The sequence below is a fragment of the Pseudomonadota bacterium genome (genome assembly GCA_018817425.1).
Lineage (GTDB): Bacteria > Desulfobacterota > Desulfobacteria > Desulfobacterales > RPRI01 > RPRI01.
This window is the reverse complement of record JAHITX010000011.1, coordinates 12,657-26,322: the sequence shown is the minus strand read 5'-3', so window position 1 is coordinate 26,322 and position 13,666 is coordinate 12,657. Positions and strand designations below refer to the sequence as shown.

12 protein-coding genes and 1 pseudogene are annotated in these 13,666 nt (G+C 37.5%); all 13 read right to left on the bottom strand.

Going from position 1 to position 13,666, the window contains the following annotated elements:
* Positions 1-10: 10 nt before the first annotated feature.
* On the bottom strand, positions 11-181 hold the full coding sequence (locus KKC46_02485; protein ID MBU1052679.1) for a hypothetical protein: 171 nt from the start codon (positions 179-181) through the stop codon (positions 11-13).
* Positions 174-1,029 (bottom strand): annotated as a pseudogene (locus tag KKC46_02480) (SDR family oxidoreductase). Before KKC46_02480 ends, KKC46_02485 begins: the two are co-directional and overlap by 8 nt.
* A 93-nt stretch (positions 1,030-1,122) precedes the next feature.
* Positions 1,123-2,298 (bottom strand): glycosyltransferase, encoded by a 1,176-nt coding sequence (locus KKC46_02475; protein ID MBU1052678.1) that lies wholly within the window; start codon positions 2,296-2,298, stop codon positions 1,123-1,125.
* A 2-nt stretch (positions 2,299-2,300) separates the two neighbouring features.
* Positions 2,301-3,230, bottom strand: coding sequence for an NAD-dependent epimerase/dehydratase family protein (locus tag KKC46_02470; GenBank protein MBU1052677.1), 930 nt, complete (start codon positions 3,228-3,230; stop codon positions 2,301-2,303).
* 37 nt (positions 3,231-3,267) lie between these two features.
* On the bottom strand, positions 3,268-4,605 hold the full coding sequence (locus KKC46_02465) for a hypothetical protein (protein MBU1052676.1): 1,338 nt from the start codon (positions 4,603-4,605) through the stop codon (positions 3,268-3,270).
* A 55-nt stretch (positions 4,606-4,660) separates the two neighbouring features.
* Positions 4,661-5,590 (bottom strand): glycosyltransferase, encoded by a 930-nt coding sequence (locus KKC46_02460; GenBank protein MBU1052675.1) that lies wholly within the window; start codon positions 5,588-5,590, stop codon positions 4,661-4,663.
* 32 nt (positions 5,591-5,622) lie between these two features.
* Complete coding sequence (locus KKC46_02455) at positions 5,623-6,525, bottom strand: NAD(P)-dependent oxidoreductase (GenBank protein MBU1052674.1); 903 nt, start codon at positions 6,523-6,525, stop codon at positions 5,623-5,625.
* A 147-nt stretch (positions 6,526-6,672) separates the two neighbouring features.
* The gene (locus KKC46_02450) at positions 6,673-7,959 is read right to left on the bottom strand and encodes a glycosyltransferase (GenBank protein ID MBU1052673.1); all 1,287 of its coding nucleotides are present in this window, start codon (positions 7,957-7,959) and stop codon (positions 6,673-6,675) included.
* A gap of 6 nt (positions 7,960-7,965) precedes the next feature.
* Positions 7,966-8,565, bottom strand: coding sequence for an acyltransferase (locus KKC46_02445; GenBank protein MBU1052672.1), 600 nt, complete (start codon positions 8,563-8,565; stop codon positions 7,966-7,968).
* 7 nt (positions 8,566-8,572) lie between these two features.
* Positions 8,573-10,522, bottom strand: coding sequence for a hypothetical protein (locus tag KKC46_02440; GenBank protein ID MBU1052671.1), 1,950 nt, complete (start codon positions 10,520-10,522; stop codon positions 8,573-8,575).
* 70 nt (positions 10,523-10,592) lie between these two features.
* Positions 10,593-11,528, bottom strand: coding sequence for a hypothetical protein (locus tag KKC46_02435; GenBank protein ID MBU1052670.1), 936 nt, complete (start codon positions 11,526-11,528; stop codon positions 10,593-10,595).
* A gap of 52 nt (positions 11,529-11,580) precedes the next feature.
* Positions 11,581-12,450, bottom strand: a complete 870-nt coding sequence (locus KKC46_02430) for a hypothetical protein (protein MBU1052669.1) — start codon at positions 12,448-12,450, stop codon at positions 11,581-11,583.
* A gap of 19 nt (positions 12,451-12,469) precedes the next feature.
* Entirely contained in the window at positions 12,470-13,660 is a 1,191-nt protein-coding gene (locus tag KKC46_02425; protein MBU1052668.1) for a glycerate kinase, read from the bottom strand.
* Between the last annotated feature and the right edge of the window lie 6 nt (positions 13,661-13,666).

Here is a 13,666-nt window from a genome sequence, read left to right as displayed (position 1 = left end):
ATTTGGTATGTTAACGAAGCAATTCCCGACGATTTTGCAAATTTACATCCTCTGACATAAGATGATGTTTTTTGAGAAGGGCAACCGTGTCTTCAAAATCAAGGGCTCTGTCCACGAATGTCCTCCCCATTGAACCGGTACCGCCCGTTACAAGAATCTTTTTATTTTCGAGGCTAAGCATAATACATACACCCCTTATATTTGATGTAATCGGAATACATTTTATCGACTAATTCCGGCCATGATGGTGGTGCATATCCGGTTAAAGATCGAAAGGCCGAAGAATCGAGAGAACGATCCATCACAACTTCATCAAAAGCTTCAATTTTATTTTTTTTCCCATACCTGTCAGCGATCAAGCACAACAAATCATATTTTGATATGGGTTCAGAAGAGACATGATATATCCCGTATAGATTATCGTTCGGCAAAATATAGCCACTGATAATTTTTGCAAGTTCAATCGTTGGGAATCCTGAATACATGGCCCTTGAATAGCCTCTCACGTTTCCATCCTGAGCAAGAAACCACTCAACTAACCCTGATTTTCCTTCTAATTCATTGCCTATGATTGAAGTTCGTAATGTCAAGCAATGGGGATAATTCACTTCACCCAAAAACTTCGACATCCCGTAAACATTAGAAATATTCACCTCATCACTTTCGGTATACATACCTTTCTTCCCATCGAATATACCATCTGTGCTAATATGAATCAGTTTAGCACCGACAGTTTGGCAAAGGAATGCAAGTCGGTGAGGGAATCTTGCATTTACATTAATCAACGATAGAAGATCATTTTCTATACGGAATTCGCTGACCAAGCCGATACAATTAATCACAATATCCGGCTGTATTGAGGCAATGATATTGGTAACAGAATCATAGTTATTCGCATCCACGTCCGCATATATTTTCTTTAAAAGATCTTGAGAAAACCACCGCGAGAGGCCTTTAGGGCTTCGTACAGTCGCATAGACACTTAAACTATCCTAATGACAATTGCACAAATAGTGCATGCCCCAACATTCCGGTACCACCCAGAATTAAAACTTTTTTCAAAATATTTAATTCTCCTTTAATTGGTCAGCATCTTGAGCAAGTCTTTCGAGGGATACTGGTTCATTTACGTATTCTATCCCTAAATTCTTGACTGGCCCTTCCAGTTTCATCAAATATTTGATGAAATAATGTCATATATTTACATATTACAGAATCCCAAGTGAAATTTTCCAATGTATATTTCTTTAAATTTTCCCCTTTTAATTTTAGCTTAACAGGGTCCTTAAGGTTTTCAATAAGACCTCTGCTGATCCCATCCACAGTTGCTGGGACTACATCGCCTCCGTCGATAGCGCCTATGTCATCAAAACCGCATTGGTCTGTCAGCAATACAGGTGTCCCTGTAATGCCGGCCTCAAGAGCCACGATTGACATGGCTTCCTGCCTGGAAGGAATAATTAAAACGTCAGCGGCATGATATGCCTGAGACTTATCTGCACCTCCCAGATAACCGAGGAAATGGACCCGGTCGCTGGCGCTGGACTCAACAACCATATCTTTTAACTCGGAGAGCATTCCGCCATCAGGCCCGACAAAGACCAGATGATAATTTGAAAATTTATCTTTTACATTGCAAAAAGCACGTAACAACAAATCCGGCCCTTTTATTGAGTTCAATCGTCCCACGAACAGCATAAAAGGAGCATCACCAAAGCCATATTTTCTTCGGAAATCAGCAATATTCGCTGTCTGGAAATCTTCAACATTGATGCCATTGGGAATAATGGATGTTTTACCCGCCTCGACCCCGTAAGTTTGGAATTGATCAATTTCGTTTACAGCTATTGCAATATGGCCGTTTGCATTGCGAATTATTTTGCTGCCAATGACGTAATTGTAAATCTTTTTAATGATCCTGGATCTACCATAAATCGGAAGTGTCCCGGCAGGGCAAACCACGTATGGCTTATTAAGACAATGCGCAATGGAGTAAACAAGGGCGTTTATAAAAGTCCAATGGCCCATAAGATGGACAACATCAGCATCCTTTACAATATTCTTTATCTTTTTGTATGAAAATTTAGGAATATAAAAACGTTTAAGTAAACAAGGTAACGCAACAACCTTTACCCCATCCAATGCTTTTATACGTTCAGCAGTTAGCCCTAAATCGGTGGTAAGAACAGTGCATTCTATGCCTGATTTAACCAGAGATCGGCTTAATTGAAAAGTCCGTTCTGCTCCTCCCCCACCGGTTACAGGATCGAGAGACATATTAACATTTAATATTCTCATAACTATTTGGAGCCACGTGTTGAAAGTAAGTCCGTCACAGCTCCTTTTGTGCCAATAGAGAACTTAAACCCTTCAGACATGATTTTTTCTGAAGAATATCGGACATCACCTCGGTTTCCTTTACCGCGCCGCAGTTGTCGTAATATATGAGGAACAATCAACGGTAGATGCAGCGCTGGCCGAACACTACCAACAGGGCGATTATTCTCAATGGCTCTATAAAGAGCCCTTAACCCTGCAAACGTGTTCAGTGGTTCATTGTCACAGGAAACAAAAAAACACCGGGGGGTGTTAAACGGGCGAGAAATAAAATACATTGCAGCTTCGGCAACATCTTCTGCATGCACAATGTGCGCACATTCTCCACCCTTTAAAAACACTTTAAATCGGTCCAACCACGAGTTGCGCATCGGCAAACCAAGAGCTCCAGGTCGTTTATTATCTATCACATTCGTTGGTCGCAAAATTACAATTGTGCAACCGTCAATACCCTCTGCAACAAGTTGTTCAGCCGCCCACTTGCTTTGCTCATAGGCATTTTGCGGCTTACAGATAGTTTTTTCATTAACCAACTTCACATTTGTTCGCCCCACCACGCCAGCACTGCTTAAATAGCATAAGTACTGAATGTGTGATTCCTTAACGATACGCAACAATTGCTCGGTTCCCAGAACATTAACATTCCACATTTTAGATTCATCATATAATTCAGCAGCACAATGGAAAAGAAGGTCGGTATTACTCAAAAAAGATTTGAGAACTTCTTCATCCTCAAGCCCACCACAGAACAATTCAACATCTGGAACATCAAAATATTTGCTCCGGCTTAATGCTCTAACTTTATACCCATCCAATACTAATCGCTGGACAATTTTACTTCCAACCATCCCGAAAGCACCGGTTACACATGCAATTTGTTTTGCTTTATTCAACACTCCCTCACATTTTGTGATAATCCAACATCTTTCATCAATAGGGGGGTCTCATTTTCATTTTGACCCGTTCCAACCGCCGTACGCAGTGAAATCTTTTCCTTTCTTTAAACTCGTATTTCTTTAATAATACCAATATTGCAGTAGTAAATAAATAGTTGGTAGAAAGCCATGAGCCTTCTTCAATTCCACTAATTGTTTGAGCAAAAAAAGCCAATGCAACGTAGTATTCAATACGGAGAGGCCTATGTATAAGTGCCGGAAAAACATGAACCTGAAACATATACGTTATAAAAATGATAAAACAAATTAATCCAGGGTATCCAAGTAAAACAACCCATCGCACAAATCCATATTGAGAAGTATACAATTTCCCATTCTTCATATATGCCAGTCCTTCTCCGAAAGGTCTCTCTATCTTGGGAATGAAAGCTTCTTTCTGTTGTGAAAATGCGCGAAATAGTGTTTTGTATTCACCTCCACGAAATACTGGACTATCACCTTTTTCATATTGAATTTGATAAAATTCAAAGATACATATCATTAAAATCAAAGCCAATATAAGTCCGCCAAACCCAGCTAAGTTAGGAACCATTTTAAACTCTTTAATTTTACAAACCATAGTAAAGAAAATACTTAACAAAATTGCTGCCATAACGACCAAAAAAATCGTGAGTGACAACGTTAAGAACATCACCACCGAGCATAAAACACAAGCGATTAAGTATATAAATCGCCTTTTCAAAACAAAATAGCCATAACTCACAAATATGGGGAATATCAAAAAATTGCCATATCTGTTTGGTGTCTCAAAAAAACTGCACACTCTGGTAAAACCACCGATACCACCACCACTAAAAGCATAGTGCAAATCACCCCACAAATAACTAAACTTATCGATACGCGTAAATCGTTCCGAAGAAATGTTAAAATAATGAGGTTCAAAGCCTAAAAAAACTAATATCCATAAAACAATAGAACTAAGAGAAAAAGCAACTCCTATTAATATTACGAATTTTATAATTCTATCAGAAAAATAATACGGATGGACCTTATACAATAAGATAAAAACGATTAGTAAAAGCAGAGAGTACCTAATCAAAAAAGAAACCGATAGCACACTTAGATTTGCTACAGTACTGACAATCATTACGAAGAAAATTGCTAAATAAATTTTGGTGACTCTTTGAATATAAATATTCTTCTTATTATCACGAATATTTTTAAAAAATATAATCAAGATAGCAATAAATACTATCTTGATTATTCTGTCAAATAGGAAAGTATGAACAAAAGAAAGTTGATATTCTAGGATGATTACGAATATTGATGTGATAAAAACATTCTCTCTAAGTTTAAATTTATTAATACACATGTTTAACTCGCCTATCGAATGGGTCTTTTTACAGAACCCTGTCCAAATCAGGAGATCAGACGGAAATTAGGTGATATTTGTTAGGTCTCAGATAGAGGATGATCTTACAACATAATTTTGGAACAAATAACATTCCCCCCAATAAAAGAATCCCCCTCAAACCATATGGTTTATTTAACACGGATTTTAACAATGTTTCCCGTGATTGTTTAAAATCTTGCATTACTGCATAGTTTACGCCATATGTGAAATACACGGTTGATAGACACCTTTTTATTAATCCACTATAAAGGTGATTGTTTCTGCTGAGCGCCTTATTAAGAACATAATTGATTTCATTGAGCCCCGTTTCCATGTTTGATGCTGTATAACTATCAGTAAGTCTATAACCGGTAAGTTTATCATCAATATATGAAGCCTTGTATTTTTCTGAGAGCCTTAACCACATATCCCAATCTGCTGGTATAAATATATTTTCATCAAAATATCCGACTTCTTTAAAGCATTCTTTTCTTATAACAACTGTCGAATTACAAACGAAGTTACACAAGATCAATCTTGATGCTATCCATCCTGAAGCAAGGCAATCTGAGATCCGGTGTTCTGAAATGACATCACCGTCATCGTTTATTAAATACGCTCCAGTATATACAAAGCCATAATCACTTTTCTTTTCCAAGCACTCAACACTTTTTGCAATTTTCTCAGGGTAGTAAATGTCATCACAATCAATAAGCGCAATATATTCTCCTGTTGCTTGTTTTATGCCTACATTACGCGCACTGCATGCTCCGCCATTCTGTTTGTATATATAATGAATTTTATCTCCGAACAATTGAAGTTTATTCTTCGTGTCATCTGTCGAGCCATCATCAACGACAATAATTTCAATATTTCCATATGTTTGACCAAGGACGCTCTTAATCGTCTTGATGGTCAAGGCTGCTTTATTGTAGGCCGGGATTATTACACTTACTTTTTTCATATTCAAATAAGCCAATCAAGGTTGATACTTTTTTATAGATAGTCGTTATAATAATCGTTGATATATTCTCTCAAGGCAATTTTCCAATCTCGCATAATATTCAAGCCTCGTAAGTTGAGCTTTCTGTTCAAAAGTCTTTCTGATGGTGGCCTTTCGACAAAATATTCCTTTTTAAAGTAATCTGAAGAAACTTCATTTATTTTGATCTTGTTATCAAGATTCAATATACCGAGTAATTGCTTAGCAACTTCCAAACGACTCGTTTCTCCATCACAAACCATATTATATAGGCCCCAATATTCTTTTTCTATCAATGATTTTACATTCTTTGCAAAATCATGAGTGTATGTTGGAGTCCCAAATTTATCATTCACTATATATAGTTTTTTTTTGCCTTCTTTTATTTGTTTCATTATTTTTTGAATAAATTTCTTGTCTTTTTTAGGCCCACTCCCCATCATCCACCCAGCTCTGCAGATCAGGTGCCTTCTTACATTTTCTTTAACAAATAACTCTCCTGCATATTTAGATCTGGCATAATGGCCCAATGGGGCGGGATTATCCCAGTCATCGTAAGCAACTTTGCCTCCATCAAAAATTCCTGCAGTGCTTATATATAAAACAGGTATATTTAATTGGTTTGCTATATAAACCGCATTTTCTACCGAAAGCGTGTTGGTTACATACGTTTCATCGGGGTGCAATTCACAATATTCCAAATCAGTATAAGCACCAAGATGGAAAAGATAATCGGGATCAAAGCTGCATACATCCTCCCTGTATACGTCAAAATCCCTAAAATCGAGGTGCGAAAGCCAGTCTTCATTTACATCAATATCTGTGCATTTCAATTCATATTCAGCTCTAAATTGCCTGTAAAACGCTTCTCCTAACATTCCACCACACCCAGAAATATAAATTCTTTGTTTTGTCATCTCTAACGATCCTTTGTTTCCTTGTTTAACCTCATAAAATTGCCCACGCCCTCCCCGTTTTGGGAAGTCTAAAGGTCGGGTATTGCAAGCCAGCTTATTAATGGGGCGATCTTGTAATGATAAACGTTATCGTGGAGAAACTATCCTCTATTTTGAAGCAAATAGCATATGAAACTGCTTGGCCATCCGTTCAGCACTGAATTTCCTGATGTGTTGCTTCGCCAATACTGCTTTCTGTTTAGATATTTCTCTATTCTCAACAAACGTAACCAAAGCATCGCATATTTCATAAGGTGATTCGGGACAAACTAAGGACCCCACTCGTTCATTCATGATTTCAGGGATAGCGCCCACCCGAGTCGCGAGCACAGGTGTTCCCACGCTCATTGCTTCGCCGATACTTAGCCCAAACCCCTCAAAGTCTTTTGCCATAACTACCAGCAAATTCAATTGGACAATTATAGTTTGAGAAGATCCAGGAAGGTAGCCGGTAAATAATAGGAAATTTTGCACTTTCAAATAATTAGCAAGTTTTTTTAATCGCTCAATCTCCCCCGAGTCGCCAGAACCTATAATCAGTAATTTCATCTTTTGCTGATACTCCTTCGAAAGAAGAGCAAAGCCAGCAATCAAATCTTCATGTCCTTTAACACGTTCAATTCTGCCCACAATACCGACGATTATCGAATCCCCCAAGGAAAATACTTGGCGCAAATTCATGCTTTCAGGTGCACTACCCAATTTTCCTGAATCTTGCAAATCAATACCATTATAAATCACGCGAATGGGATTAATAGTGGTATTAAACCAGCGATAGTCGATTAATGTCTGTCGCGTGGCCTGAGACACGGCAACCAGGTCAGTGGCACTACGGCAAATCATTCGATCAACAAAATGCTCAAAAATCTCCCATGTATATATACCTGGTTTTGTTGCTGCATGATGAATAAGTAAAAGTCTTTTGGGTAGATTTATCTGCTTTGCTGCAATAATTGCAGCCAAAGCTCCCCAAGCCGCTGGATAACCGCCATTGTCAGCAAGGACACCATCAAAAGGGCCATGCTCAACTAACAATTTTCGACATTTCCTAACCATTTTCCAAAAAAAATATGGCTTTGCCATATAATTCAATATTTTTCTGAATTTGGCTACAAAATTGTTTATAAAATTATGTTTAGCCACAATATCAAACACAGGGGAAAACGCTACGCTTTTAACATATTTTAAATTCTGAAGGTCCTCAGAAATGCGTTCGTGCCCTTGATTATTCCGATTGTATAAAATCGTAAACCTATCATTTTGATCCGGCCAATTTTTTAGTAATGTCAATAGGTGGCTATCGCTTCCACCCCAAAGCTCTGATTCCCAATAAACAGCAATTCTCATAGGGAATTTTCCCTCCTGCTTCTTCCAATATTTTGCCTTATCTGCCAATAAACTTCAGCTTCCATTAAGATCTACATCTCTTCTAAAACCTATGAATTGCGCTGGATTTCCCTTATAAATTCCGCCTGGCTTAGTTTGCCCTGAAATCACAGCCCCAGCACCCACAACCACATACTGTTCCAATACTGTTCCAGGAAGAATTATCGCCCCCGCATAAATTATACAGTAGTCTTTGATAACAACCGGTTTAAAAACAAGTTGCTCATGTTTTTCACCTCTGTGGTGCATGGTCAGGATCTGTGCATTATGTGAGATCGTCACATAGCATCCGATATCGATCTTATCATTCCCACAGAAATAGCTATTTCGATTGACATGAAAATGTTTTCCAGCTGACAGGTTTGAAGCACACTCGATAAAAAATCCCTGTCGAACCATGCTCGAATTAATCTCCTCAAGTCTGGCACCAGCAATACAAAGAAGAACTGCGCGAATTCTGTCACAAAAAAATAAGTCCGGTAGTAAGTTTCCGATATACAGTGGAATTGCTGTACGAATCCGTTTTGTTTTAAGGTCCTCCAGAGCTGGCCACATAAAAAGATAAATCTTCATCAAAAATTCATTTCTTTTAACAAAATTTTTAATGTATTGCATATCCAATTTAAATACTCTTAATTTCTTGAAGAGCTTGCCAAAATCGATTTTTTGTTTGCCCATCGATTTTATATAAATATTTTTCCGCCAGATCACTTTTGCCTATTGTTGAACCTGTCTCCCATTTGGCATACCACTCAATAAAACTTTTCGAATCACTAAAACAGGGAATTTCAGGTTCCATATCATATGGGGGAAGTCTTTTAGGCTTTGTAATGCGTATTGACTGGGAACCAAAGATAAGCGCTTCTATAGCAACTGTTGAATCTGCACAAATCACTAAATCAGATACTAAAAGCAGATGGGGAGTGGACAAATTGCTGATAATTTGTATACCTGTATTTAATTCTTGAAAATGAATATCACTCTTAAATATTTCAACATCGGTTGTGGGGTGGAGTTTTAAAATCAATTTTGTACCATCAAATACTCTTATGGTCTTCTTTAAAAAAAGCATAAGAAGACTTATATCATTAGTTGAAGGTGCAATACAAATGACCTTTTGATCTAACTTTAATTCCAATGCACTCACGACTTCTTTTTTAATAGATGCCTTTATTTTTAATAGTTCATAATAACTATCATATTTAAGGGATCCTATAATTCGTATTTTTTTTGTAGGATAAAATTGCTTTAAAATTTTTTTATATTGCATTCCCTGGATAAAAAACCCATCAATAATCGGACTTCGCTGTATTGCATCAAAATGAGTTTGCTGTTCTATTTCCCTTCTCCGATGGTAAGGATATAACTTGTTTTTATAATATGTTGTATGTTGAATACCAATTAGCAAATTATTTTTATCTGCCATTTTTATACAATGAGCCATTACTCTGCCCTGAATTCTAGTATCAGCATATGTTATATACATTTGGGGTGATAAAAATTGTTCTGCGAAACGCTGAAAAGCAATCCCAAACTTCTGCTGCTCTTTAACTCCATTATGAATTATTGGTAGAAACAAAGCTTCCACATTGAGATCTCTGAACCAAAAGGATTCTTTAAAATTTTTCGTTTTCATCTTTGCGTAGCTATTAAACTGCTCAATAAAATTGAAATAAATTTTAAACAGATCTCGTCGCAAGATAAATGACTCTAAAAAAACAACCGGCCTCTGTGTTTCGCTTGAAAGTTTATCTAAATTAGCCTTGAGCTTTTTAGGGTTTAACAAAAGTTTTAAAGGCAAATAAGAGAATGAAACTAAATATACCGATTTAAAATCGAATTTCTCATCGAGCAAAGGAGTATCTGAATATAATCTGTCAACTTTATAATCACCTTGCCATACCCAATTGATAGGATATAATGTAACAAAAAATATATTATTTTTTGCTTTTGAAATACATTCGAAATCACCATTTCCAATCAACCATTTGAAAATCTCAAGCTGAATATAATAACCGACTACCCTTAAGCACTGTTTTATTGTTTCAGAGATTCTTGCTGTTATTTTATTTTTCAGATCATATAAAATAAATAGTTTCAGTCCAGGCCAGTTCTTTTTAATGGCCTTTGCAAATATTTTATCATCAGTTGCCACTGTAATATCGCACTCTTTGCATATAATACTTTTTAGAAACAAAAGATATGCAATAAGATAATAAGATTGATTCACAGACGGTGGATTTTTTTCGACTATTTTGGAAATCCACCATGTCGACATCCGATTCCACTGAAATTGTTCTTTAAAATTTTTACCTGAATCATCTACATAACTTTCAGGCCACTCAGCTACAAAATCTGTATAATACTCCACAGCACGATCCAATGATTTGGTATGCAGCTCTTTAAAATATTCTTCTTTCTGAAAAACATTACTATTCTCTTGATTGCGCCCCATCCATAGCGTTATATCCTCATGTGTAACACGATCATCCAACGAGAAGACAAAATCAAAACCATTATATTTTAACTTTTCCAGATTATCTTTAGAGATGCCTATTATTAAAATCTTCATGCGCAGATTATAAGAAAACCTCGGAGCCCCGAACAAGGGGTGGTAAATTTGTATACTTGATGGCAGGCATCTAATAGACTTTGGCCTCGGCTCTCATTTTGAGCCATTCTTCCTTGGAGTGGGTTGGTTGGGGCCGATTACAAACATTATCTTTATAATCTATTTTCTTTTCTGCAATTAGAATCTGATGATCTCTGAGATGCGGAACAGATGTCACAATTATTTTTTTTATGGCCCCCTTTAGCCCGGTATATTTAGATTTTTCGAAAACATTTCCTTTCTTATCAAGATAAAAACAGGCCTGTTTTCTTTCAAAATACTCATGCTTTACCACCTTAAATCCACAGTGTTGCAGATAGAAGATCAACTCATCCTTCGAATACTCCCTGAAATGCGGCCGCCATGCTCCTCGATAAAACAGGCTTGATTGCATGGGATGTACATTGGGAGACCCTCCGGTTTTAGCCATCGAATACACCCTTCCAAAAGGTGTCATATTATCAGTTGTGAGAATAAGATGTCCGCCCACCTTCAACGAATGATTAATTTTATCCAGACAATACACAGGGTTGACAAGGTGCTCAATCACGTCTAAGAGCAAACAGACGTCATTCTCCTCAACTGGCCATTCTTTACATTCTTCTGCCTCGATAAACTCCGGATCAAAATCTGTTGAAAACAATTTAGCTGCAAGCTTTTCCATTGCCAGTAAATATTCATCAGAAAAATGTAAACCAACTCCCATATATTTAATTTCTTTACCCATAAATTCTTTAATCAATTGAACCATTATCCCCGGAAAAGGTCCGACATCAACTATACTTTCTACAGGCTTGCCAGAACAACAAGACTGAAGATATTCCAGCACCTTATAATATCGTATAAAACTTATCAGAAGTGTGTGCTTTCCACGAAACTCTGGAAAAGGTACATCTTCACGTCTGTCCCAAGGAAACGGCTCATAATTTTTAACATACTCTTTATAAATCTTCTCTGTTATTTTCATTGGCATTTTTGCTCTGGCTGGACCTCTGTTAATTAATTTAGCAAATACAATCTTAAGAAAGATTTTTTCCTGTATATTTCCGGCCAATTTCTACAGCCCACTCCTCAGTCGGCCTACACAGCATTAGACCTCTATCAATCATTTCGGTTACGGTGTCTGGAGTGACTATTCCTAAAAAATAAAGCCCTGCTTTTTTACATGCATTCCAAATTTTTGTTCTGACTTCTTCTAATTCAATGGGAAGTGGGAAGTCGGGTTTTTTTCTATATCCAAAGGACATGGACATATCGCTCAGCCCCCATTCTCCAAATGCTATGCCTGGCACCAATGCTGTTTTTTCAGCATTCAACAAAGCTCGTTTATTTTCCATCTTAATACCAAGAATAAGTTCTCCATCTGGATTAAGAGGCCATACATCAGCTTTTTCCAAATATGCTTCTTTACTGATTCCCCATATGTTTGATGCATTATCTTCTCCACCATGCCCTCTCCTACCTTGCTCTAAATTATCACCAACTCCAATTGAATTAAAAGGAAATCTTGCCGATTCCACAAAGGCACGAACAGCTCCCGGATTTTCGGCATGGCATAAAATTAAGCCATGAAGCCCCAAAGCAAGCAACTGCTTAATCATCCATGCATTGCATCTAACAGTAACTTCATCTGTACCATCAATAGGTAATTCTGCAATAACCGCAGGAGTTCGGTGTCCACTTTTTGTAGGACCTCCGTCAATTAGACCTCTCATAAATGCATCAATTCCAGCGAGATCAAAAGGGCCATGTTCAGTATTTAATCTGATATAATCAACATAAGTTTGGGAAAGTTTTTTGCCATTTTCATAGGTAAAGTCACCGGTGCCTATGTAATATGCGGGCTGTTTGCTTTCTAACAGTTCTATAATTTTATTGATTCGGGACATGTTACAACCTCTTAAATTATTATTGAATAAACAATTCACTCATTACTTTATAAATTGCTTTCCCCAATGTTTTTTTTATCTTTGTTGCGGTTAATATTTCATTCTTATCATAAAAATCAGAGCAACAGCTAATGTGATCATAAAAGGAGGAGAAATCGGCAGATTTATTAACGTTACCAACTACAGCAATAAACTTCTTTTTATTCATTTTTGCCAACTGGCTGATATAATAAGGACCTTTATTGCACAAGGTCGTCTCATCCAGGCATCCTTCCCCGACAATAACAACATCCGCATTAGATATTTTCCCGGCCAAGCCCATTTCCTCGGCAATGAATTGTGCCCCTAAATACAATTTTGCGTTTAAAAATCCGAACAGCCCAGCTCCAAGTCCACCCGCCGCCCCGGCCAAAGGAATGTCAATATCTTTAAAGAAACGTTCACGAAAAACTTGAACTAAATTTGCGAAACCTTCTTCCAAATACTCTATTTCAACAATATTCGCTCCTTTTTGTGGGCCAAATGTCCTTGCCTGCCCATTTGACCCAAGTAAAGGAATTGCAACATCTGAAGCAATATGAATTTCCAACTCATCAACATTTACTTTAAGATCATCAAGCACAATATTGTCAATCGACTTCAAGCTGAGGGCATTGAAACCACCATTAGCAATTGGCGCAAGACGATTGCCTTTTTTGTCAAGAAAAACTGCACCTAAAGCTTGAGCCATTCCAATACCACAATCACTGACAATGGATCCGCCAAGCCCAATAACAATCCGATTACAACCTAATCTGGCTGCAGCTATAATTAATTCCCCCACACCAAAAGACGTTGCAATCATGGTCTGACGCTCATGCGGCTGCAATATTGCTGAGCCTGCAGCCTCAGCAATTTCAATCACTGCCGTCTTCTGATCCTCACTAACACCCATCTTGGCCCCCCTCGTTCGAAAAAGACCATCATGGGTTTCTACAATTACTATTCCCCCTTTTTTGACGGCAATAAGAGCATCAATAGTTCCATCCCCCCCATCAGCCATGGGAGCAACTTCAATCCCATGGTTAGAGGACCAACGATTCAATCCACCCACAATAGCCTGACAGGCTTCAACCGGGTTTAAAAAATCTTTATGTCCGCAGCTGGCTACTAATATATTCATATTGTTTCTGTGATGGAAAAAAGGCTGAATTTTTCTGAGAACATACAATTCCTC

Excerpts from the sequence above, each read along its gene's own strand:
- KKC46_02485 (MBU1052679.1), bottom strand. The coding sequence starts at position 181 with ATGCTTAGCCTCGAAAATAAAAAGATTCTTGTAACGGGCGGTACCGGT.
- KKC46_02475 (MBU1052678.1), bottom strand. The coding sequence starts at position 2,298 with ATGAGAATATTAAATGTTAATATGTCTCTCGATCCTGTAACCGGTGGG.
- KKC46_02465 (MBU1052676.1), bottom strand. The coding sequence starts at position 4,605 with ATGTGTATTAATAAATTTAAACTTAGAGAGAATGTTTTTATCACATCA.
- KKC46_02460 (MBU1052675.1), bottom strand. The coding sequence starts at position 5,590 with ATGAAAAAAGTAAGTGTAATAATCCCGGCCTACAATAAAGCAGCCTTG.
- KKC46_02455 (MBU1052674.1), bottom strand. The coding sequence starts at position 6,525 with ATGACAAAACAAAGAATTTATATTTCTGGGTGTGGTGGAATGTTAGGA.
- KKC46_02445 (MBU1052672.1), bottom strand. The coding sequence starts at position 8,565 with ATGCAATACATTAAAAATTTTGTTAAAAGAAATGAATTTTTGATGAAG.
- KKC46_02440 (MBU1052671.1), bottom strand. The coding sequence starts at position 10,522 with ATGAAGATTTTAATAATAGGCATCTCTAAAGATAATCTGGAAAAGTTA.
- KKC46_02435 (MBU1052670.1), bottom strand. The coding sequence starts at position 11,528 with ATGAAAATAACAGAGAAGATTTATAAAGAGTATGTTAAAAATTATGAG.
- KKC46_02430 (MBU1052669.1), bottom strand. The coding sequence starts at position 12,450 with ATGTCCCGAATCAATAAAATTATAGAACTGTTAGAAAGCAAACAGCCC.